Origin of the sequence: Paraburkholderia sp. BL27I4N3, from assembly GCF_003386115.1 — a bacterium.
GTDB lineage: Bacteria > Pseudomonadota > Gammaproteobacteria > Burkholderiales > Burkholderiaceae > Paraburkholderia.
Window position 1 is genome coordinate 6,241,486 of sequence record NZ_QREJ01000001.1, and the last position, 20,366, is coordinate 6,261,851.

17 protein-coding genes are annotated in these 20,366 nt (G+C 62.0%); 1 reads left to right on the forward strand and 16 read right to left on the reverse strand.

The annotated features are described in order from the left end of the window. Positions 1-26: 26 nt before the first annotated feature. From B0G71_RS28360 to B0G71_RS28395, 8 genes are all read right to left on the reverse strand, one after another. Positions 27-1,226 (reverse strand): amidohydrolase family protein, encoded by a 1,200-nt coding sequence (locus tag B0G71_RS28360; RefSeq protein ID WP_116145932.1) that lies wholly within the window; start codon positions 1,224-1,226, stop codon positions 27-29. Between the two features lie 77 nt (positions 1,227-1,303). Then, positions 1,304-2,017, reverse strand: coding sequence for an ABC transporter ATP-binding protein (locus B0G71_RS28365; protein WP_116145933.1), 714 nt, complete (start codon positions 2,015-2,017; stop codon positions 1,304-1,306). Further along, positions 2,014-2,823: an ABC transporter ATP-binding protein gene (locus B0G71_RS28370; RefSeq protein WP_116145935.1), complete on the reverse strand. Its 810-nt coding sequence runs from the start codon at positions 2,821-2,823 to the stop codon at positions 2,014-2,016. The genes B0G71_RS28365 and B0G71_RS28370 overlap by 4 nt, the downstream gene beginning before the upstream one ends. After that, on the reverse strand, positions 2,820-4,760 hold the full coding sequence (locus tag B0G71_RS28375; protein WP_116145936.1) for an ABC transporter permease: 1,941 nt from the start codon (positions 4,758-4,760) through the stop codon (positions 2,820-2,822). The genes B0G71_RS28370 and B0G71_RS28375 overlap by 4 nt, the downstream gene beginning before the upstream one ends. A 174-nt stretch (positions 4,761-4,934) precedes the next feature. Continuing rightward, complete coding sequence (locus tag B0G71_RS28380; RefSeq protein ID WP_116145938.1) at positions 4,935-5,519, reverse strand: amino acid synthesis family protein; 585 nt, start codon at positions 5,517-5,519, stop codon at positions 4,935-4,937. Positions 5,520-5,592: 73 nt separating this feature from the next. Continuing rightward, a complete protein-coding gene (locus tag B0G71_RS28385; RefSeq protein ID WP_116145939.1) occupies positions 5,593-6,183 on the reverse strand; it encodes an amino acid synthesis family protein in 591 nt (196 codons plus the stop codon). Beyond that, complete coding sequence (locus B0G71_RS28390; RefSeq protein WP_116145941.1) at positions 6,159-7,097, reverse strand: UPF0280 family protein; 939 nt, start codon at positions 7,095-7,097, stop codon at positions 6,159-6,161. Before B0G71_RS28390 ends, B0G71_RS28385 begins: the two co-directional genes overlap by 25 nt. Positions 7,098-7,161: 64 nt before the next feature. Continuing rightward, positions 7,162-8,763, reverse strand: coding sequence for a 6-hydroxynicotinate reductase (locus B0G71_RS28395; protein WP_116145942.1), 1,602 nt, complete (start codon positions 8,761-8,763; stop codon positions 7,162-7,164). Positions 8,764-9,159: 396 nt separating this feature from the next. Here B0G71_RS28395 and B0G71_RS28400 point away from each other — a divergent pair, with 396 nt between their 5' ends. Further along, positions 9,160-9,888 (forward strand): TetR family transcriptional regulator, encoded by a 729-nt coding sequence (locus tag B0G71_RS28400; protein WP_116145944.1) that lies wholly within the window; start codon positions 9,160-9,162, stop codon positions 9,886-9,888. A gap of 21 nt (positions 9,889-9,909) precedes the next feature. On the opposite strand, the gene wecB is transcribed toward B0G71_RS28400, so the two are convergent. From wecB to B0G71_RS28440, 8 genes are all read right to left on the reverse strand, one after another. Then, on the reverse strand, positions 9,910-11,013 hold the full coding sequence (gene wecB / locus B0G71_RS28405) for a non-hydrolyzing UDP-N-acetylglucosamine 2-epimerase (protein ID WP_116145945.1): 1,104 nt from the start codon (positions 11,011-11,013) through the stop codon (positions 9,910-9,912). A 66-nt stretch (positions 11,014-11,079) separates the two neighbouring features. Continuing rightward, the gene (locus B0G71_RS28410; protein ID WP_116145947.1) at positions 11,080-12,225 is read right to left on the reverse strand and encodes a bifunctional 2-polyprenyl-6-hydroxyphenol methylase/3-demethylubiquinol 3-O-methyltransferase UbiG; all 1,146 of its coding nucleotides are present in this window, start codon (positions 12,223-12,225) and stop codon (positions 11,080-11,082) included. 65 nt (positions 12,226-12,290) lie between these two features. Continuing rightward, on the reverse strand, positions 12,291-14,984 hold the full coding sequence (locus tag B0G71_RS28415; protein WP_258875675.1) for a glycosyltransferase: 2,694 nt from the start codon (positions 14,982-14,984) through the stop codon (positions 12,291-12,293). A 66-nt stretch (positions 14,985-15,050) separates the two neighbouring features. Then, on the reverse strand, positions 15,051-16,409 hold the full coding sequence (locus B0G71_RS28420) for an ABC transporter ATP-binding protein (protein WP_258875676.1): 1,359 nt from the start codon (positions 16,407-16,409) through the stop codon (positions 15,051-15,053). 12 nt (positions 16,410-16,421) lie between these two features. Then, entirely contained in the window at positions 16,422-17,270 is an 849-nt protein-coding gene (locus B0G71_RS28425; RefSeq protein WP_116145952.1) for an ABC transporter permease, read from the reverse strand. Positions 17,271-17,789: 519 nt separating this feature from the next. Continuing rightward, a complete protein-coding gene (gene pcaC, locus B0G71_RS28430) occupies positions 17,790-18,185 on the reverse strand; it encodes a 4-carboxymuconolactone decarboxylase (protein WP_116145954.1) in 396 nt (131 codons plus the stop codon). Then, positions 18,182-18,973 carry a 3-oxoadipate enol-lactonase gene (gene pcaD / locus B0G71_RS28435; protein WP_116123174.1) on the reverse strand — a complete coding sequence of 264 codons (792 nt, stop codon included), beginning with the start codon at positions 18,971-18,973 and terminating at the stop codon, positions 18,182-18,184. Before pcaD ends, pcaC begins: the two co-directional genes overlap by 4 nt. Positions 18,974-18,978: 5 nt before the next feature. Then, complete coding sequence (locus tag B0G71_RS28440; RefSeq protein WP_116145955.1) at positions 18,979-20,358, reverse strand: 3-carboxy-cis,cis-muconate cycloisomerase; 1,380 nt, start codon at positions 20,356-20,358, stop codon at positions 18,979-18,981. Positions 20,359-20,366: the final 8 nt, after the last annotated feature.

Here is a 20,366-nt window from a genome sequence, read left to right on the forward strand (position 1 = left end):
TGCCGGAGTGGGTATGCGATACGTACTCACAGCACCACCGGCACTTCGGTAGCCGGCGGCGTATTGCGGCTGCGCCGGCAGCGGATCAGGCCGTCGATCATCACCATGCCCACGCCGGGAATATCGCCGAGCTGCACGCTTTCGAGCAGCGTGTCGGCCGCCGTGTGTTGCGCGCGGTCCATGAACACGAGGTCGGCGGGGCGGCCCACTTCGATCAGCCCCTGGCGCAGGGTACGTTGACGCGCGGTGTTGCCCGTCGCGAAGCAGAAGGCGATTTCGGCCGGGATATCGGCGAGACTGGAAATCAGCGCGATCATGCGCAAGATGCCGAGCGGCTGCACGCCGGAACCCGCGGGACTATCGGTGCCGAGAATGATCCGGTGCGGGCACTTCAGTTCAATCGCATGACGCGCGGTCAGCAAGGCGATCCGTTCGTTGCCGTTGTGGACGATCTCCAGCGCGCGGCTCGACTGCTCGCACAGATCGCAAACATGCCGGTATGAGAGCGACGTATGTCCGCCGTTGATGTGACCGATCACGTCCGCATCGGCGGCGAGCACTACATCGCGATCGATCAGACCCGAGCCGGGAATCGACGGACCGCCCGTGTGAATCGTGCTCTGAATGCCGTACTTGCGTGCCCATGCGACCATTTGCGCGGCTTCCTCGCCGCCTTTCACGCTGCCGAGGCCGACTTCGCCGAGCAGTTTCACGCCCGCTTCCGAAAGCTCCTTGAAGTCCTCTTCGACCATGCCCTTCTCGATCACCGGCGCGCCCGCCATGACCTTCACGCCGCCGCCGACGCCCGCGCCGCGCATGCCTTCGAACGAACGTTGCGCGGTAATCGCGAGCGCTTTCACACCGAGCACGTCTTTCGGGCGGCCGGGCAAATGCACTTCGCCGGCGGAAATCATCGTGGTGACGCCGCCGTTCAGATTCGATTCGATCCAGCCCATCTGATTCTGGCGCGGCGTCCAGTCGCCGAACACGGGATGCACATGCGAGTCGATCAGTCCGGGCGCAACCGTCGTGCCTTTGCAATCGACCGTCGTGCGCGCGCCTTCGAGATTGCAGTCCTTTTCCCGGCCGACTTCGACGATCACGCCGTCGTCGATCACGAGCGTGTCGGCGTCGAGAATCGGCTGATCGATGTCGCCGGATAACAGCAGCCCGATGTTCGTTACCGCGACCTTGCCCGACAAGCCTGTCAACGTTTCTGCTGCCATCTGCCTCTCCTTTCGCAACAACTGCCCGGCGCCCACGGAGTGCCACAGCGTGCACTTCGCGCGCGCCGTTGGAAGAATCACACGCTCAGATAAGCGCGCCTCACTGTTTCGTTCTGTGCGAGTTCGCCGATCGTGCCGCTAAAACGGATCTGCCCTTTTTCGAGCACATAGGCGCGGTCGCTGACCAGCTCGGCGAAGTGCAGGTTCTGTTCGGACAACAGAATCGACAGCCCTTCGCGCTTGAGTTCGAGAATCATGTTGGCCATCTGTTCGACGATCACGGGCGCCACGCCTTCGGACGGTTCGTCGAGCAGCACCAGATACGGATTGCCCATCAGCGTGCGCGACACGGTGAGCATCTGCTGTTCGCCGCCGCTCATCTGCGCGCCCGGACGTTGCGGCATTTCGCCGAGATTGGGAAAGAGCCGGAACAGTTTTTCCGGCGTCCACTGCGGTGCGCCGTCGCGCGGCGGCTGGCGGCCGGTGGCGAGGTTTTCCATCACGGTCAGATCCGCGAACACGCGCCGGTCCTCGGGCACGAAGCCCATGCCCATGCGAGCGATCTTGTACGGCGGCAGCGCCGTAATGTTCTGCCCGCGAAAACTCACTTCGCCCTGACGTCGTGGCAGCAATCCCATCACCGCTTTCATCGTGGTGGATTTGCCGGCGCCGTTGCGGCCCATCAGCGCCACGACTTCGCCGCGCCCGACTTCGAGACCGACGTCAAACAGAATATGCGCGCGGCCATAAAACGCGTTGAGGCCGGAGACTTTCAGCATCGGCTCGCTCATTGCAGCGCCCCTCGTCCCTGATGGCCACCCGCCGCTTCATGCAGCGGTGCGTGCGGCTGGAAGGTCTTACCGGTGCCGAAGTAGACTTCCTGCACGCGCGGGTCGTTGCGGATCGTGTCGGCGTCGCCCTCGGCGATCAGCTTGCCGCGCGCGAGCACGATCAGTCGATCGGCGTAGGCGAATACGACGTCCATGCTGTGCTCGGTAAACAGCACGCCGATCTTGTGTTCGGTGACGAGGCGTTTGGTCAGCGCCATCAATTCATTGCGCTCCTTCGGCGCCATGCCGGCGGTCGGTTCGTCCATCAGCAGCAGCTTCGGACGATTGGCCAGCGCGATCGCGAGTTCGACGCGCTTCACATCGCCATAAGCGAGCACGCCGCAAGCGCGATTCGCGTCCGCGGCCATGCCCACCTGGTCGAGCAGCGCGAGGGCTTCATCGGCGTAGCGCGAGCCGGCGGGTTTCCATAGCCCGAAGGTTTTGCGTTCGCGCGAGACCAGCGCCATCTGCACGTTCTCGATCACAGTCATGGAATTGAAGGTCGCGGCGATCTGAAAGGTACGGCCCACGCCAAGACGCCAGATGTCGCGTGGACGCATGCCAACCAGTTCCTGACCGTCGAGACGGATCGATCCCGATGAAGGCGGCAACTGCCCATTGACCATGTTGAAACAGGTCGACTTGCCCGCGCCGTTCGGCCCGAGCAAGGCGAGCAACTGGCCGGCTTCGAGATCGAACGAGACATCGTCGACCGCCTTAAGGCCGCCGAACGATTTGGAGAGACCGGCGACACGCAGCAAGCTCATAGCCCCTCCTTGATCGCGGCGCGTTGGGAAGGCGAGAGGGCGCTCTTTTCCGCCTGATCGGCGCTGTCGTCGCCGAAGCGCTCGCGAATAAAGCCGACGATCCCCTGCGGAAACGCGATCACCAGCAGCAGGATCGCGAAGCCTAGCAGCGCCTGCCAATAGTCGGTCTGGCGCGCGACCGTGTCTTGCAGCCACGTGAACACGGCCGCGCCCACGATGGGCCCGGTGAGCGTTTGCAAGCCGCCGAGCAGCACCATCACGAGACCGTCCACGGAACGGCTCACGCTGATCACTTCCGGCGAAATCGTGCCCTTGGAGAAGGCATATAACGATCCGGCAAGCCCGCAGAACAGCGACGCGATCACGAACGCGGCCCACTGCACGCGCTTCGCGTCGATACCGATCGCTTCGGCGCGCAGCACCGAATCGCGCGACGCGCGCATCGCGTAACCCAACGGTGAGAACAGCATCTTGCGCAACAGCCATACGCCGACCACGGCGCAGACGAGCGTCACGTAGTAAAAGGCCACTGGCGAGGACAACCAGTTCGACGGCCACAAGCCGAGAATGCCGTTGCTGCCGCCCGTCACGTCGTCCCACTGGAACACGACCGACCAGACGATCTGCGCAAACGCCAACGTCAGCATCGCGAGATACACGCCGGACAGGCGCACGCAGAACCAGCCGAACACCAGCGCGCCGGCCACCGCCAAAAGCGGGCCGAGCAGCAAGGCGGCTTCCATCGGCAGATTCAGTACCTTGAGGAACAGCGCGGCGCCGTATGCGCCCAGGCCGAAGTACGCCGCGTGGCCGAACGAGTGCATGCCGCCCGGTCCCATGATGAAGTGCAGGCTCGTGGCGAACAGCACGGCGATCAGGATCTCGACCAGCAGCACCGGCATATACGGAAACGAGTTGGCCGCCAACGGCGCAAGCACGAGCACCAGCAACGCCATCGCGGCCAGCCACTTGAGGCGCTTGCCCGCCGGACGCAAAGGCGTTTCCGGCGCCGCCATGCCACGCACCGCGGCGCTCGCGCGGCCCAGCAAACCCCACGGACGCACCACCAGTACGACGGCCATCACGACGAACTCCGCCACCAGGGTAAAGCGGCTCAACGACAACCCCACACCGAAGATCGTCACGTGACCGATGCCGATGCACAGCGCCTTGATCTCCGCGATGATCAGCGCGGCGATGAACGCCCCCGGAATCGAGCCCATGCCGCCGACCACCACCACGACAAACGCGTTGCCGATCGTCTCCAGATCCAGCGACAGATTCGCCGACATGCGCGGCCCTTGCAACGCGCCGCCAAGGCCGGCGAGAAACGCACCGACAAAAAACACGCCGGTAAACAGCCACGCCTGATTGATACCGAGCGCACCGAGCATCTCGCGATCCTGCGTCGCGGCGCGCACCAGCGTGCCCCAGCGCGTGCGCGTCAGCGCATACCAGAGCAGCAGCAATACCACCGGCCCGATCACGATCAACGCGATATCGTAGGTCGGCAACGGATGGCCGAGGAAATCGACCGCGCCCGCCAGATGCGGCGCACGCGGTCCGAACAGGTCTTCCGGACCCCACAGCCACAGCGCGGCATCGCGAAAGATCAGTACCAGCGCAAACGTGGCGAGCAGATGAAACAGCTCGGGCGCCTGATAGATGCGCCGCAGAACCACCATCTCGACCAGCGCGCCCAGCACCGCGACCACCAGCGCCGCCGCCAGCACCGACAACCAGAAGCCGCCCGCCGTATGTCCGAAGCGGCTCGCGATGCTGTACGCGACATAGATGCCGAACATATAGAACGAGCCGTGCGCAAAGTTGACAATGCGCGTCACACCGAAGATCAGCGACAAACCGGCGGCGACGAGAAACAGCGTCGACGCGTCGGCGAGTCCGTTGACCAGCTGTACCAGCAAATTCGAAAGCATCGCGACCCTTGGCAGCTTGCCGAACAGCGAAGGCGCGGCTTAGGCGCATTCGACACGACCGGCAGACATTGCAGCGCGTGCGGCACCATGCGCGCACGCGTCAACGGCAGGACAATACAATACGCTCGAAGAAAATCCCCTCGGGCGCCGGCGAAAACTCCGAATGCAAACGCCTCAGCGCAAACCGTCTTCGCCCTTGATCTCGCTCACCTGCAAGCCGCCGATGCGCGGCAGCGGCCGCCCCGAGGCCGTCACCGCGACGGCCACGACGATTTCGTTCGCACGCGGCGCGTCCGATACGCGCGCTTCGATCGCATCGAAATGGCTGCGCACGAAGGCGGCGTCTTTATGGCCGAGCGGCACGTCGATCGCGGTGCCGAGCGTACCCATCTTTTTCGCCGACGGCACCAGCGCCGCGCCCTTTTCGACTGCGACCCGCAGTGGCGCGCCGAGCTTGGGATGCAGAATCGCCGCCGCGTGTTCCAGTTCGCCCGCCTCGCCGACTATGGCGGCCTTGCCATAGCTTTGCGCCTCGCCCGGCGCGATGCCCAGCGCTTGAACGCACTTGTTGCCGAGCAACGCGCCCAACTCTTCGCCGGCTTCGATCAGCGCGTCGAGTTTGGCTTCATAACGGCCAGCGTAGGGATTATCGATCACCGCAATCGCAACCGCGCGGCGTGCCGGCGGCTCGATGGTCTGGCCCATCTCAATGCGTGTTTCATCCACTTGCACGACCAGCTTGCGAAGCTTGATTGCCATTTCGCTCTCCGAGTTTCGATGTCTGCTCTGCTTCGTTTCAATGCTTCAGCGCGGCGCGTCATTCAGGCGCCGCTCAGCGCAAACCGTCCTTGCCCACGATCGCCTCTTTCGCGAGCCCGCCGACGCGCGCATGCACGCGCTGCCCGGTGCTCATCACGAGGATATACACCAGTTCGTCCGCGGCGGGCGCGCCGGGCACGCGCACTTCGATCGCATCGAAATGGCTGCGCACGTAGCTCGCGTTGACGTGCGTGAGCGGCACGTCGAGCGCGGTGGACGGCGCGCCGACTTTCTTCGTCGACGGCACGATGGCGTTAGTGGGCACGCCGCTTTTCTCCAGCAACTCACGCATCGCATAGCCGCCGGGAACGTGCCACAACGCGCCATGCTCGAGTTCGCCGCGTGCGCCGACAATCGCGCCCTTGCCGTAACTCTCGATCGATGCATGCGGCACCGCCATCGCCGCCAGCAACCGTTGCGCCATATCGAAGCCGATCGGCTTGAGCGCTTCCATCGCGTGCTCGATTTTCGCTTCGTAACGGCCGGCGAACGGGTTCGTCATCACCGCGGCAATCGCGCCGCGCCTGAGCGGTTGCGCGGGCGCGGGGCCGAACTCGTGGAAGATATCTTCGACGTGCGTCAGCACGCGACGTATTTCGAACACGGAGCCTCCGTTTTGGTTCGCGCGCTCTGCGAGAGCAGACCGCTTGTGTCATGAATGCCGGCGACGCGCACCCGCCCTTGCAGGAAAAGCGCGGCGCCTTCGATCAAGCCTTGGTCGAGCAGACGCCGCGCAGCTTCGACACCACGTGCCAGCGCGAGATCGATCAGCGGCTGCGGCAGGGACGGCACGTCGACGGTGACGAGCATATCGCCCAGGTCGCTGTCGTCTTTCAACGACGAAGCCGGACGCCGCAGAATACCCTCATGTTCCAGATTGACCGCGTTGGCGATAACGGTTGCGGCGGCGTCAGCGGCGGCGGCGTTGCGCGCCAGCACCGTGACGCTGTCGGCGATACCGAGGCTGAAGCTGCGGCCACGCCAGCCGCTCGTCGCGATGCCGCGAACGGCCATGCCGGCGTCGAGCGTCAGATTGGCGTCGAGCGCGTGATCGCGCGACAGCCGCACGGCTGAAAACGACGCCAGGTCCGCGAACACGCCGACGCGGTATTGCTGCCCTTCGGTCAGATACAACGCGATGTCGCCGCCATTGTTGATGAAGGCGCGCGAGACGCCTTCGCGTGCGAATGCGGTGATCAGTTCATCGGCCACACTGCCCGCGACGGCCGCCATCGGCGTGATGTAGCGCGCGCGGTGAGGATGGCAGGCCGACCACATACGGCGGGCAACCGGGCCTTGCAATGCCGTGTCGTGCAGCGCGGCCGGCGGGGGAACAGGCTGCTTGAGCCGCTTCAGTTCACCCACCAGTTCCGGCAGCACATCGACAAAGCGCACCCAGCACGCCTCATACGCGGCCTGCACCGCCTGGGGCGTGCCGTCAGCGCTGAGGATCAGATCGATCGGCCCATGCTGCCAGTGCCAGCGGGTCGCATCGAGTCGGGTGCGGGTGGGGTTCATCGTGTCCGTTGCGTTGGTTTTTGCGTTGGTTTTTGCGTGAGTTGCGTTAGTGCTGTCCGCGTGGTCAGCCGAGCATCGGCGGCATGGCGGGCGGCCACGGGTTGTCCGGATTGCGCGCCAGCGTGCGGCGCGCGAGCGGCGCGCCTTCCGTATGTTCCGGCCCGTTCGCGAGCACGCTCTCCAGCGAACGCACCGCGTCGAGATGGCCGCCGAGATCGCGATACGCGTCGTACGTCATGGTGAATTCGATCGGCGCGACGATCGCCGGCGTCGGCACCGTGCCGAACGAACGGTCCGGCATGCGCGCGACATCGACCATCACGGTGATCCCGCCGCCCGGCCACACATAAGCCGGCGCGCCGCCGCAGGTCACGTTGACCAGCTTCTGTTTGATCGCGCGCGTAAGCAACACGGGGTTCTCCGTGGCGCCCGCTCGCAGACTGCCGCCCGCGCCGCCGAGAAACAGCACGGTGGCAAGCGACGGCTCGCAGTTCTCGCCGATCCGCTCGACCGTGCGGCGCACCGTATCCGGCATCGCCGCGACGCGCGGTACGAGGTCGTGATCCAGTTCGTACCACTGCGCGTGTTCGCCGGTCGTCGACACCATCAATAAGCGCATGCCGGGTTTGGCGACGGCGGGATCGAAGCCCTCGACAATCGCCAGCGGGTCCTGAATGTCGGTGCCGCCCCAGCCGGTGCCCGGATTCGCCACCTGGAAGTAGCGGCCCGGCGTCGACTTGCGTCCGCGAATCTTCACGCCTGAGCGCGTCATGCCGAGGCAGCGCCCGGCCTGATGTTCGGTGAGCACGCCGGTGATGTGATCGTCGACGACCACCACTTCGTCGGCGTGACCGAACCATTGCTTTGCGAAGATACCGATGGTCGCCGAGCCGCAGCCCACGCGCATGCGCTGTTCCTCGACGCCGTCGACGATCGGCGCCGCGCCCGCGCGAATCACGAGACTCGCGCCGCCGTCGATGCTCAACTCCACTGCTTCCTTATTGCCGAGCGCGAGCATCATGTCGCACGTCACGCGGCCTTCCTTCTTGCTGCCGCCGGTCAGATGATGCACGCCGCCGAGGCTCAGCATCTGCGAACCGTATTCCGCCGTCGTCACATGGCCGACAATCTCGCCATGGCATCGCACGTTCGATTGCTCCGGCCCGAGGAAGCGGTCGGTGTCGATCTTCACCTTGAAACTGCAATAGCTGAAAATGCCTTCGGTGACGACCGTGATCATGTCGACGTCGTCGAGCTTCGAGGCGACGATGAAAGGCGCGGGCTTGTAGTCGGGATAAGTGGACGATGCGCCGACCCCGGTCACGAACAACGCCTGTTCCGCAGCGGCGGGATCGCGCACTTCAGAAGACGCACCAAATTCGATCGCGGCATTCGCTTCTGACGTTGAAGATAAAGGCGCGCGCGACAAAAACACCACCGGATCGACGCGAATCAACCGCCCATCAGCGTTCGCATAACGATCGCACGCGCCGGTGCGTCCTTCGGAAATCTGACACAGTACCGGGCAGGCATTGCATTCGATCTTGTTCGACGCCATGCGCTCGCTGCGCGGCGCGGCCTTCTCGAGCACGGTCGGACCCGGCGTCGAGGCGGTTTCGCCGTCGACGCTGTCCGCACCGAAATCGACCTTCGTATGTTCTGTCATGGTGGGGTTCCCATACGACGACATTACAATCGGTCCCGCTCCGGCTGACGAATAGTGCCTGTTTTCAGGCACTTTCGCGTGATCCGCCGATTTCCATGTTGCGGTCACTCACCGTTCGTGTAGTATCCGCTACACCAAACTCGTTAGAAATCTACTCGATCAATTTAGTCTGCGCAACGTGTTTACGGACGTGCGCGTGATTGGTGCAATGCGACATCGGCACCTAGCGAGGTCTCATAGAAACGTTGGTCACGCTTCAATTTACGCCGAAGCGAATGATCGCGCAGCGCGTGCCGCAGCGGCCCGCGCGGGCTGTATGATGAAGGCGCGTCCGTGCCCTGGCCGGCCGCGGCGCATGCCGTTCAACCTGACGCTAACAAGAGGTCCGAGACCGCCATGAGTCCCACCGCCGCCCGCAAACCGGGCGCTACCGGCATCCGTGCGAAACAGGCGCAGGACACGCGCGCCAAGATTCTGAAAGCGGCCATCAAGGTCTTCGCCAAGCAGGGCTATGCGAGCGGACGCGTGGAAAGTATTTCGAAGGCCGCGCGCTCGCACGACCGCATGATCTATTACTACTTCGGCAGCAAGGAGCAGTTGTTCGTCGAAGTTCTCGAAACGATCTATACGCAATTCAACGAGGCGGAAAGCAAACTCGATCTCGATCTGGACGATCCCGTACACGGACTCGAACAGATGGTCGAATTCGTCTGGCAGTATTACCTCGATCATCCCGAGTTCGTCACGCTGCTGTCCAGCGAGAATCTGCACCAAGGCAAACACGCGAAGAAATCGCTGAAGCTGAAGGAGATTTCCGGCTACGCGATTTCGGTGGTGCAGAAGTTACTGGATGCGGGCCAGGCGCAACACGTCTTTCGCGCCGACGTGAAAGCGCGCGACGTGTACCTGATGATCGCGTCGCTCGGCTATTTTTATAACGCCAATCAATACACGCTGGGCGCGTTTCTCGGCGAGCCGTTGATGGACAAGGCATCGCTCGACCATTGGCGCGAGGTTATCAAGGACACGGTGTTGCGCGCGGTGCGGTCGGGTCTCCCGGTGCAGCCGGATGCGGCGGCGCTCGCCGTTGCGTTGAACGAGGCCAGCCACAATAGCGAGGCATGACCGTTCCGCCCCAAGATGGCGCTACACCTGAAAGTGATCTCTCAATACGCTTACGATGCGTTCGGACGCGTGGCCGTCACCGTAAGGCGACACGCCTCGCGCCATACGCTCGTATTCAGCCGGGTCGTCGAGCAGCCGTTGCGTGTTTGAGACGATGTCGGCGTATTCGGTGCCCACGAGCTTGACGACCCCGTGCGCCACCGCCTCCGGGCGCTCTGTCTCGCGCCGCAGCACGAGCACCGGTTTGCCGAGCGCGGGTGCCTCTTCCTGCACGCCACCGGAGTCGGTCAGGATCAGATAGGCCCGCTTCATCGCCGCAACGAACGGCAAATAGTCCAGCGGTTCGCACAGCGTGATTCGGGGATGGTTGTCGAGATGGGCGTATGCCGTCTCACGCACGTTCGGATTGGGGTGAACAGGATAGAGGACGTGAACGTCGGGATTGTTATCGGCGATCGTTTTGATTGCTCGAAGAATGTTCTGAAACGCCTCGCCGAAATTCTCACGACGGTGCGACGTCACCAGAATCAGACGGCTGTCGCCCTTGAAAGGCGTTGCACCATCGCACCGTCCCGCCACATCCAGCAATGCGTCGATGACCGTGTTGCCGGTGACGAACACGCTCGCTGCATCGATGCCTTCCGTCAGGAGATTCTGTTTCGCGGTTTCCGTCGGTGCGAAATGCCAGCGTGCCAATCGGCTAGCAACCACACGATTCATTTCTTCCGGAAACGGATTCGACAGATCGCCTGTTCTCAGTCCAGCTTCGACATGCCCGACGGGCACGCGCCGGTAAAACGATGCGAGCGCGGCCGTCAGTACGGTGGTCGTATCGCCCTGCGCGAGCAGCACGTCGGGCTGTTCGGCGGCAAGCACATCGTCGAGCCGAACCATGAGCCGCGAAGTCAGCATGGGTAGCGACTGATTGGGTTGCATGATATCGAGGTCGATATCGGCTTGAATCTCGAACAGATGCAACACCTGATCGAGCATGCCGCGATGCTGCGCCGTTGCCAGCACGCGGCAGTCCGCCCATTCTTCGCGCTGCAACCGTTTGACGAGCGGTGCCATTTTCACCGCTTCAGGACGCGTTCCAATAGTGACGATGATCTTACGTTTTTTCACAGCGTTTTCCGGTATGGGACTTGATAAAGGGTGGGCGACCGCGCGAGATGGCGGGTCTTTGCACGGTCAGGCTCTACCTGCTAACCGGCGGATCGCGCTTCTGAGCCGCCACGTCTTCGAGCGCAGCATGCTGTCCAGTTGCCTTTCGACCCCGTCCGCATGGGCTCGGACTTCGGCCAGCAGCGCCGCGCAATGTTCGCCTTCGATCTTCAATCTTTCGATGCACGCTTGAAGCGAAGCAATCTCCGTGGACAGAGCGCTGCATTCCTGGTTCGCTTTGTCGATTCTCCGGTTGCGTTCGGTGATCGCGCACTTCAATTCGCCGAGTGTCCGGTCCCGCTCGGAGAGCGCCTCTTGCGACCACGTCAACTTTGCTTTGCCCGCATCGCGTTCTGCACAGACATCCCGCAGCGTCTGTTGTGTCGATTCGAGACGCGCGTTCGTCGCAGCTTGTTCGCTATGGATTTGAGCGAGCTGCGCCGCGAACTGCTCCCTCTCCGAGGCGTGCTGTTGGACAATGACTTGACTGCGCTCTCGCGCGAACGCCTCGTAGGTATCGTCGCCGACAAAGAAGTTGCGCAGATCGGGGCGAATGTCTCCGAGCGCGGAGAGCCGCGCGTAGACGAGCAATATCTGCTTTCCGTTCCAGTATTCGATATTGATTTTCGCCGCGTCGACCACGCGGCAGGCCACCGCGGCGAAACCGGGCACCGGACAGACGGGGATGTTGTCCAGGTCGAACGTGAAGAAATGTTCGGGAATCCGGTCATATTCCTGAAACGGCAGAAGCAGAACCAGAAAGCGCTTCGTATGCTCAGCGAGGCGTGCGACGACATCAAACGGACGGTCGAAATGTTCAAGCGTATTCGACGAAAAAATAACGTCGTAGTCGTCCAGGTTGTCGAAAGACTGTGCTTTGAAACGCCTATGCGGAAAAGAGGCCTGCGCCTTCCCGATCGCCACTTCCGAAATATCGACTCCGGTGATCGAGTTCACGCCAAGCCATTTGCTCAACTCGTCTACGCCCTGGCCCTCCGCACAACCCCAGTCGCAAATCTTCAATTGCTCGCGCAACACCAGGTCCTTGAACCAGTCCGGCATCAGCTTGGCCGCAAGCGTCGCGAAAAAGCGCGTTTGCCCATGTCCGCCGGCGGAGACCCAGTCCGTCGAGAAACGATGGTCCCAGTATTGCTTTGAGTTGATGTCTGTCATTACGCGGCCTGTTGGTCTGCTCATTCCACCGAATGCGCGGGCGTTCTCGATACGGTCAACGATGCCTAGTCGACAGTCAGCGTGCTTTCGATAACTTCGCGCCAGCGGTTTTCCCATTCTTTCTTCGCAAACGCCGCCGAAGAGTGGCGTCCGTGCGCGGCGAGTCTGGCGAGCCGGGTTCGATCGTCGGCCAGTTCTTCGATAGCGGCCGCAAGCTCGATATAGTCCGCACGGATCAGCTTGCCGTTGTAACCGTCAACGATCAGATTCGGCAGTCCGCCGACGTTGGTCGCGATGACCGCGTTATTGGTCGCCAGAGCCTCGATGCAGGACAAGGACGTTCCTTCCGAATACATGGTCGGCACCAGCACGATATGGCTGTCGACATAGGCTTTGTACATGTCCTCCATGTCGTATTCGATCCAGGTCACTCGGTGCGGGTGACGCGCCATGAACGCTTTCACCGCCTCTGCATCGCGGTCGATCGCCTGACCGCACAGAACGAGGCGAATGTCCGAGCGCCGCGAAAACAACAGGTCGAACGCGTTGATGGTCAGATAGAGACCCCGCGCTTCATAAAGCCGGCGCGGCAGGAGAACGCATAACTCCTCTGCCTGGAAGTTCTTCGGACGGCTCCTGAAAGACTCCAGATCGACGTAGTTCGGAACGTACGTCAGGGTATTGGCGAGCGCCCAGTCGTAGGTTCGCACCCAGTTGATAAAGTTCGTATCGACACAGACACATCGGTCGCTGTTGCGCAGCGCGCGGAACAGTGTTTCATAACGTCCCCGGTCGAATGTTGCGAGGTTATTGGATGCGCCGTCCCAATGGATGCCGTGGTTGATCGAGATGACGCGCCTGTTTTTTCCGAGCGACGCGGCAAGTTCAGTCGGCGACGCGATAATGAGATCGACATTCGCGCAGAATTCGGCGTATTTGCTCGACATCACGTCGAAATCGAAGTTGTCCGCGGCCTTGATCCCGACCACCTTGACGCCTCGAAAGTCGCGCTCGAACGGCTCGCGCGCGTTCTGCAGCAGACGAACCTCGCACCCCATGCCATGGAGCACGACGGCGAGGTCATAGACGTAGCGTTCCGCGCCGCCCTTGTAGACGGTTTCGCCGTTCCAGTCGTAGAAGTTGACGTTGACGATGTCAACTTTCACTTTATGTCGCGCGGAAGCGGCCGTCAGCCTCGTCACGTTCCTGGCGTTGACCTGCCTCAGCAACGGCGCGTGAAGCACCGGCCAGGCGTGCGCGCGCGCAACCTGCGCGGACGCCTCGGTGTACGCGGTCGACCATTGGCCGCTGGCCAGTGCGTCGACGAAATCGATGCCCGAAGCGACGACAATGGCGTGTTCGTATTCTCTGATGGTCCGGGTCGGCGTGCCGATCACCGGCTTTCCCGCAGCAAGATACTCGAACAGCTTCAGCGGCGAAACAGGGTCGGTTTTCTCGCTGACAATGAACGGCACGATACCGATATCGATCCAGGCGAGATAGTGCTTCAGTTCGGCATACGGTTTGGGGCCGAGGTGAATAAAATTGTCGAACGTCTTCAAGCGCGCCATGCGCTCCTGAACCTCGCCGCTATATTGCGGCTCGAAAGCGACAACAGGACCGACGAACAGCAGCACGATGTCGTTAAGTCGCACGATTTCGTCGAGCAGATCGAAATCGAGCAGTTCGGAAATTGCGCCGTGGTAGCCGACCACCCGCCGGTTCGCCACCATCTCGTACAGCTTCGCCGGCACGTCGCATCGCTCGCGCTCGCCGTGAATGAAGTCTTCGGGATAAACGCCGTTTTCCAGCAGCAGCGCATTGGTGACCTTCGCGCGGTTTGCCTCGTACAGCCTATTCGACGAGAACAGGCAGACGTCCGCTATTTGCAGCAGGACCTCATGGTCGCAACGCATGACGTCGGAATAGTTTGCGAAGATGGTCAGGTCATCCAGAACATCGTAGATCGTCAATGCGGCACGGCAGATTTCGGCGACGTATTTGAAGCCCGGCCAGTGAAGATAAAGTGTGACCGGCTCGTCCTGGAAGTAGCCGAGAAAATCCTCGACCATATTGGAGACGTACAGGTTTTTTGACCTGGGCTGGATAACGGGATACAGGCCGCCGAACTCCAGCATCACGCACAGATAGCCCGCCTTTGCGAACTCGGCCATGATGTGATCGGGACGCTGCTTGAGCGAAAGATCGTAGGCAACCGGGCACAGCACCACACCCCGGCGGTCTGGATGCGCCGCGAGCAGGCGGCCGATCTGGTGCCTTCTTTGTTTCGAGGGGTCCTTGGCGTAGTTGCCAAAGTAGGCCGCCTGGGCGCGCGTATGCGCTTCGTAGTCTCCGCTGGCCACGGGCAGGACGTCATGCATGGGAACACCGGCAACAGCCGGCGTCTGCGTCTTGCCGCGCGCCGCCAACGCGTAAGCCGCGCTCGCAATGCGTCGCATTGGCGCGGTCAACTTCCAGGAAGTGCTTTCGAAAACTTCGCTAAGGGCGCCCTGCGCACGCTCGCGCGCGCGAACCTCGAGCAGCAGTTCGCTCGATACGTCGCTCAGCGAGCGCTTGAGACTGTGGATTTCCGACAGCGCGTCCGACAACCGTTTCGCCAGCGTGTACCGGTCTCTGCGCGCGAGACGCTGATCCTCCGCCATCTGCTGGTGTTGCGTGATGAGAGCATCCGCGTCGGGGAGCGAAGTGCCTAGTTTCGCGACCGATGTAAAGGTTTGTCTGCGCGTTGCGTTTTGCATTGCTTCTTGTCCGTCCATGGCCAACCTCTTGAGTCGCCGTTATTCCGATTGCCCTTTCTGATGCCGTCAGCGCGCGTCTACTGGCGTTTCTTCCACGCGTATGTGTTCTGTGATGTCGGGCAGGAAGAGCCCGTATCTATCGCTTTCAACATAGGAAGAGAAATAGCAGGCGCCCTCAATGTATTCGTAGTACTGCGGCACTGCCGTAGACCGGTCTTCGAGGGCCGCGACGAGCAGATACCGGCCCGTGTTGAGCTGGTTTCTCAGGCGAAACTCGATTTCGACCTCGCTACAGTCGAAATCGAAGTCGATGCTTTTCTCGTCGTGGGTCGTTCGGACGATCAGATCGGTGCCTTTCGTATCCTTGATGGAGAAAGCCACGCTCACCGCGCGGCGATCGATGCCTTCAGGAATCCGGATCGCCAAACGGACGATCATCGGCTCGAATGCCGTGAACACGCTCTGGCGCCGGCCGGCCGAGTCCAGAACCCGGGCCGACACGATCGATCCGATATGCGTGCCCCAATGGTTGATCGGTTCGTCACGAGCAGTCGAGACGGCCGGCATCGCGCTTTCCGCAGTCTGATTGTTCTGCTTCGCTTCTTCATCGAGACCGGCCACGCTCTCTACCGATTGACTGGACGCCCCGATCGCTTCGCTTTCGCCGAGTCCCTCGGACATGAACTGCGTGTATTGCGCGGTAACGGCGAACGCGTTGCCTTCCAGCCGAACCCGTCCGCCATCGAGCCAGACGGCGCGCTCACACAAGGTTCGCACGGAGCCGACGTCATGCGACACGAAAAGAATCGTGACGCCGGATTCCTTGAGTTCCTTGATCTTGTTGAAGCATTTGGCCTGGAAGCGCGCGTCGCCCACGGCAAGCGCTTCGTCGATGATCAGGACCGCAGGCTCGACGTGAATGGCCACGGCAAACGCGAGCCGAACGTACATGCCGCTCGAATAAGTTTTGACCGGCTGATCGATGAAGTCGCCAATTTCCGCGAACTGCTCGATGCTGGCGAATTTCCGTTCAATCTGGTCAGCCGTCATTCCCAGCATGGCCGCGTTCAGGTAGACGTTTTCCCGACCGGAAAACTCCAGATTGAAACCCGCTCCCAATTCGAGCAGTGCCGCCACGCGGCCGTTGATCGCGATATCGCCGTGGGTGGGGCGCAGCGTTCCGCAAATTATCTGCAAAAGCGTGGACTTGCCGGAGCCATTGCGCCCGATGATACCGACCGTTTCGCCACGGTTGACCGAGAGCGACACGTTCCGAAGCGCCCAGAATTCGCGTGAATAGCCGGTGCGTTTTGGAAACACGATATGCTTGAGACGATCGAACGGCTTTTCGTAGATGTCAAAGCGCTTCGAGGCGTTTGTCACCTGAATCGTGGTTTCAGGCTTGCCGACTAGATTCATTTCCATGAGCATCGGCCTTTACACGACGTCCGCGAAACCTTCGCGGGTCTTCTGAAACCAGGCCAGACAGATCCACGCGAATCCGATGCTGCATGACAGATAGATCGCTATCCCCCCGAAATCAGGCAACGCGCCGGCGATCATGACCGCTCGCGCCTGCTCGATGATGAAAGTCAGCGGGTTGAGCAGAATGAGTGCCCTGAAAGCGGGCGTCAAAGTATCGAGCGCGTAGAAAACCGGCGAGAGGAACATCAACAGGGATGAAAGCAGCGTGGTGACATACGTCAGGTCACGCACGTAGACGCCAGTGGCGGCGAACAGCCAACCCACACCCACGCCGACAAAAGCGAGCGGCATGAAAAGCGCCGGCAAAAAGACGATCGTCCATTGAAGCTTCCCGTACACGCACAGCGCGAAGACAACCCAGACAGCAAAGCTGGTCAGGAAGTGAAAGGCCGCCGAGGCGACTGTTATCCACGGCAGGATTTCGAGGGGGAAGACGACCTTCGTCACGTAGTTCGCGTTGGTCGTGATGATGGTCGGCGCTCTATTCAGGCACTCGGCGAAGAAATTGAAAAGAATCAGGCCCACGAACAGGATCACCGCGAACTGAAAGCTATTGTCGGTTCCTGGCCAGCGCGATCTCAACAGCGTGCCGAAAACAACCGTGTACATGGCGAGCATGATCAACGGCTGAACGATGGACCAGGCCAGTCCCATTACCGACCCGCGATATCGGCTCAAAATATCCCGCCTGGTTAGCGCGACGATAAGCTGACGTTGCTGCCACGGAAGTAAAAAGAGATCACGAAAATGAGCGCGGGGATGAGATTCCTCGCGACCGTCGTGTTTATAGGTAAAGCTCATATGGGCAGATCGCCTTGAACAGCGCCGGCTGGTTTAACGGTGAACGAAGAGGCAAACCATGCGGCGTCAATGAACCTGCCGGGATCGCGCCGGTCGGAACCCGCTCCACTGCTCCTGGAGAATCCTACGGACCAGCCAAACTCGCTCGAACGAGTGTCGCTATCTTGAAGGCGTCAAATTCACATCTGAAATGTGCAAAAGACTAATAACCCAAAGCACCACCACCATTCGTATTCTCAACGAATTGGGTCGGCTAAGATTTTAGAAAATGACAGCGCGCAAACAAGAAACGTCAGAAATGTTTGCAGGAAAATCCAACTTCCCTGTCGAATTTTCTGCAAAAACCGAGAGACGGGGAATGTGACCGATTCCCGCAGTGCGCGGCGTCCAGGTCGAACGCCGCCGGATATCAGGTATCCGTATCACAGCCCATTGCAGGCTAGATGAAATCAGACATCGTCGATGTTAGAAGCAGCGTGCATTCCGCACGCTGTTTGACGCGCCATCGCGATTACATGCTTACGGCTGAGCTGCCGCTGCGTCGTCTTCGCGGAACAATTTGTCGGCCAGGTGAAACGCCGAATTCGCCGCCGGCACGCCGCAATAGATCGCGGTTTGCATTAGCACTTCCTTGATCTGCTCGCGCGTCACGCCGTTGTTCTTCGCGGCGCGCAGATGCAGCGCGAGTTCCTCGCTGCGATTGAGCGCGACCATCATCGCGATGGTCAGCAGGCTGCGCGTGTGGCGCGGCAAGCCGTCACGGGTCCAGATTTCGCCCCACGCGTAACGCGTGATGAAATTCTGAAACTCTTCCGTCAACTCATTGCGGTTCGCAAGCGACCGATCGACGTGCGCACTGCCCAGCACCGCGCGGCGCACACCGAGTCCGGCTTCATAGCGATCTTCGTCGTTCATTTCTGCTCCGTCAGGAAGTCGATCACAGTCTTCGTGAAAGCGTCGGCTTTCTCGATGTTGGAAATGTGCGAGGCGTCCAGCTCCACGTAGCGCGCGCCGGAAATCGACTGCGCCAGTTCGCGCCCTTGCGCCGGCGTCGCGGCCAGATCGTGCGTGCCGCTGATCACCAGCGCCGGCACCTTGATGCCCGGCGCTTCAGGGCGCAGGTCGGCTGCGTCGATGGCGTCGCAATTCGACGCGTAGCCTTCCTTGTCGGTATGCACGAACACGTCGCGAATCAGGGCGAGCACCACCGGCTCGCGTTCCACGTAGTCAGCCGTGAACCAGCGCGGCAACACGGCATCGGCGAGCGCGCGCATGCCTTCGGTGCGCGCTCTCGCGGCGCGCGGGATCCACACCTCAGGTGAACCGATGCGCGCCGCCGTATTGCACAGCACGACGCGTTCGAGCCGGTTGCCGTGACGCGCCGCCAACGCAACGCCGGTCAGGCCGCCCATCGAAATTCCGCAGAAATGCGCCCGGGCGATCTTCAGCGTATCCATCAGGCCGAGCACGTCGCCGGTCAGTTGTTCGATCGTGTACGGGCCCTTCGGCGCTTCCGAATGGCCATGACCGCGCGTGTCGTAACGCAGCACGCGAAAATGTTTCGACAGCGCCGCGACTTGCGGCGCCCACATGGACAGATCCGTGCCGAGCGAATTCGACAACACGATCCACGGCGCGTTGCCGTGACGGTCGCCGTCGATTCGATAGTGAAGCTCGGTGCCATTGACTGCGGCGTAAGGCATGCCGGTTACTCCCTGGAATGGTCGCGCTGCGAGCGCGTGGTGTGAAGTGCCAGCGCGGCGTCCACATAAGCGTGCGCCTGGCCGACGTATTGAGCCGGATCGAGCAGTTGCTTCAGGCGCTCGAGCGGGAGATGCGTGGTGACGGCCGGGTCCGCGGCGAGCACGTCGAACAGCGTCTGGCCGTCGCGGATCGCCGCTTTCGACGCGCGCTCCACCAGATGATGCGCGTCGAGCCGGCCGATGCTGTCGCCGAGCGCGAGCATCACCGCTTCGCCGAGAATCAGGCCATGCGTGACGTCGAGATTGGCGGCAAGGCGCGGCACGTTGACGTTCAACCCCGCCGCGATCTGCTCGATGTTGGCGAGCGCGCCGCCCGCGAGACGCGCGAGATCCGGCAGCGCGTCCCACTCGGCTTGCCAGCCGCCGAGCGCGCGTTCGTGCTCCTGCACCATACCGGCGAATACCGTGGCGACGAGCCCCGGCGCTCGCGTGGCGGCCGTCAGCACGGCGGCGCAACCGACCGGATTGCGCTTGTGCGGCATGGTCGACGAACCGCCCTTGCCGGCCGCGGCCGGTTCGGCGAGTTCGTCGATTTCGGTTTGCATCTGCAGCGAGATGTCGCGCGCGATCTTGCCGAGTGTGCCGATCAGCATGCCGAACATTGACGCCGTTTCGGCAATCCGATCGCGTTGCGTATGCCACGGCAGCGTCGGCACGGCAAGGCCGAGTTCTTCAGCGAGCGAGTGCGTGACTTGCGGCGCCGCATCGCGCAGGCTCGCCAGCGTGCCCGCCGCGCCGCCGAATTGCAGCACCAGCACGCGGCCGCGCAACGCATCCAGCCGCTCACGATGACGCAGCAGCGCGTCGAGCCATTGCGCGAATTTCAGGCCGAGCGTGATGGGCAGCGCCTGCTGCAACCAGGTGCGGCCGATCATCGGCGTGGCGCGATGCGTGGCCGCGAGTTTCGCCATAGCGTCGCAAGTGGCTTGCAAACTGTTGTCGAGCAGATCGAAGGTGTCGCGCAGTTGCAGCACCGTCGCCGTGTCGATGATGTCCTGGCTCGTGGCGCCCCAATGCACGTATTTCGATGCTTCGGCGTCGGCGGCCTTGACGCACGCGGTGAGTTGCTTGACGAGCGGAATCGCGAGATTGCCACCGAGCGCGGCGTCGCGTGCGAGTGCGTCGGCGTCGAGTTGGTCGGCCTGGCACGCGGCTTCGATCGCGGCTACCGCCGTTTGCGGAATCACTTGGTGCGCGGCCGAAGCGCGCGCGAGCGCCGCTTCCACGTCGAGCATCCGTTGCAGCGTGGCGCGCGGCGCCCAGATGTCGTCCATCGGCTGCGTGCCGCAAAGAAGTCCGGTGAGACGGGCGCTGGAGTCGAGCATGATGACGT

Excerpts from the sequence above, each read along its gene's own strand:
- pcaD (WP_116123174.1), bottom strand. The coding sequence starts at position 18,973 with ATGCCTTACGCCGCAGTCAATGGCACCGAGCTTCACTATCGAATCGAC.
- B0G71_RS28425 (WP_116145952.1), bottom strand. The coding sequence starts at position 17,270 with ATGAGCTTTACCTATAAACACGACGGTCGCGAGGAATCTCATCCCCGC.
- B0G71_RS28365 (WP_116145933.1), bottom strand. The coding sequence starts at position 2,017 with ATGAGCGAGCCGATGCTGAAAGTCTCCGGCCTCAACGCGTTTTATGGC.
- B0G71_RS28395 (WP_116145942.1), bottom strand. The coding sequence starts at position 8,763 with ATGACAGAACATACGAAGGTCGATTTCGGTGCGGACAGCGTCGACGGC.
- pcaC (WP_116145954.1), bottom strand. The coding sequence starts at position 18,185 with ATGAACGACGAAGATCGCTATGAAGCCGGACTCGGTGTGCGCCGCGCG.
- B0G71_RS28400 (WP_116145944.1), top strand. The coding sequence starts at position 9,160 with ATGAGTCCCACCGCCGCCCGCAAACCGGGCGCTACCGGCATCCGTGCG.
- B0G71_RS28360 (WP_116145932.1), bottom strand. The coding sequence starts at position 1,226 with ATGGCAGCAGAAACGTTGACAGGCTTGTCGGGCAAGGTCGCGGTAACG.
- B0G71_RS28415 (WP_258875675.1), bottom strand. The coding sequence starts at position 14,984 with ATGCAAAACGCAACGCGCAGACAAACCTTTACATCGGTCGCGAAACTA.
- B0G71_RS28380 (WP_116145938.1), bottom strand. The coding sequence starts at position 5,519 with ATGGCAATCAAGCTTCGCAAGCTGGTCGTGCAAGTGGATGAAACACGC.
- B0G71_RS28370 (WP_116145935.1), bottom strand. The coding sequence starts at position 2,823 with ATGAGCTTGCTGCGTGTCGCCGGTCTCTCCAAATCGTTCGGCGGCCTT.
- B0G71_RS28375 (WP_116145936.1), bottom strand. The coding sequence starts at position 4,760 with ATGCTTTCGAATTTGCTGGTACAGCTGGTCAACGGACTCGCCGACGCG.
- B0G71_RS28440 (WP_116145955.1), bottom strand. The coding sequence starts at position 20,358 with ATGCTCGACTCCAGCGCCCGTCTCACCGGACTTCTTTGCGGCACGCAG.
- B0G71_RS28390 (WP_116145941.1), bottom strand. The coding sequence starts at position 7,097 with ATGAACCCCACCCGCACCCGACTCGATGCGACCCGCTGGCACTGGCAG.
- B0G71_RS28420 (WP_258875676.1), bottom strand. The coding sequence starts at position 16,409 with ATGGAAATGAATCTAGTCGGCAAGCCTGAAACCACGATTCAGGTGACA.
- B0G71_RS28410 (WP_116145947.1), bottom strand. The coding sequence starts at position 12,225 with ATGACAGACATCAACTCAAAGCAATACTGGGACCATCGTTTCTCGACG.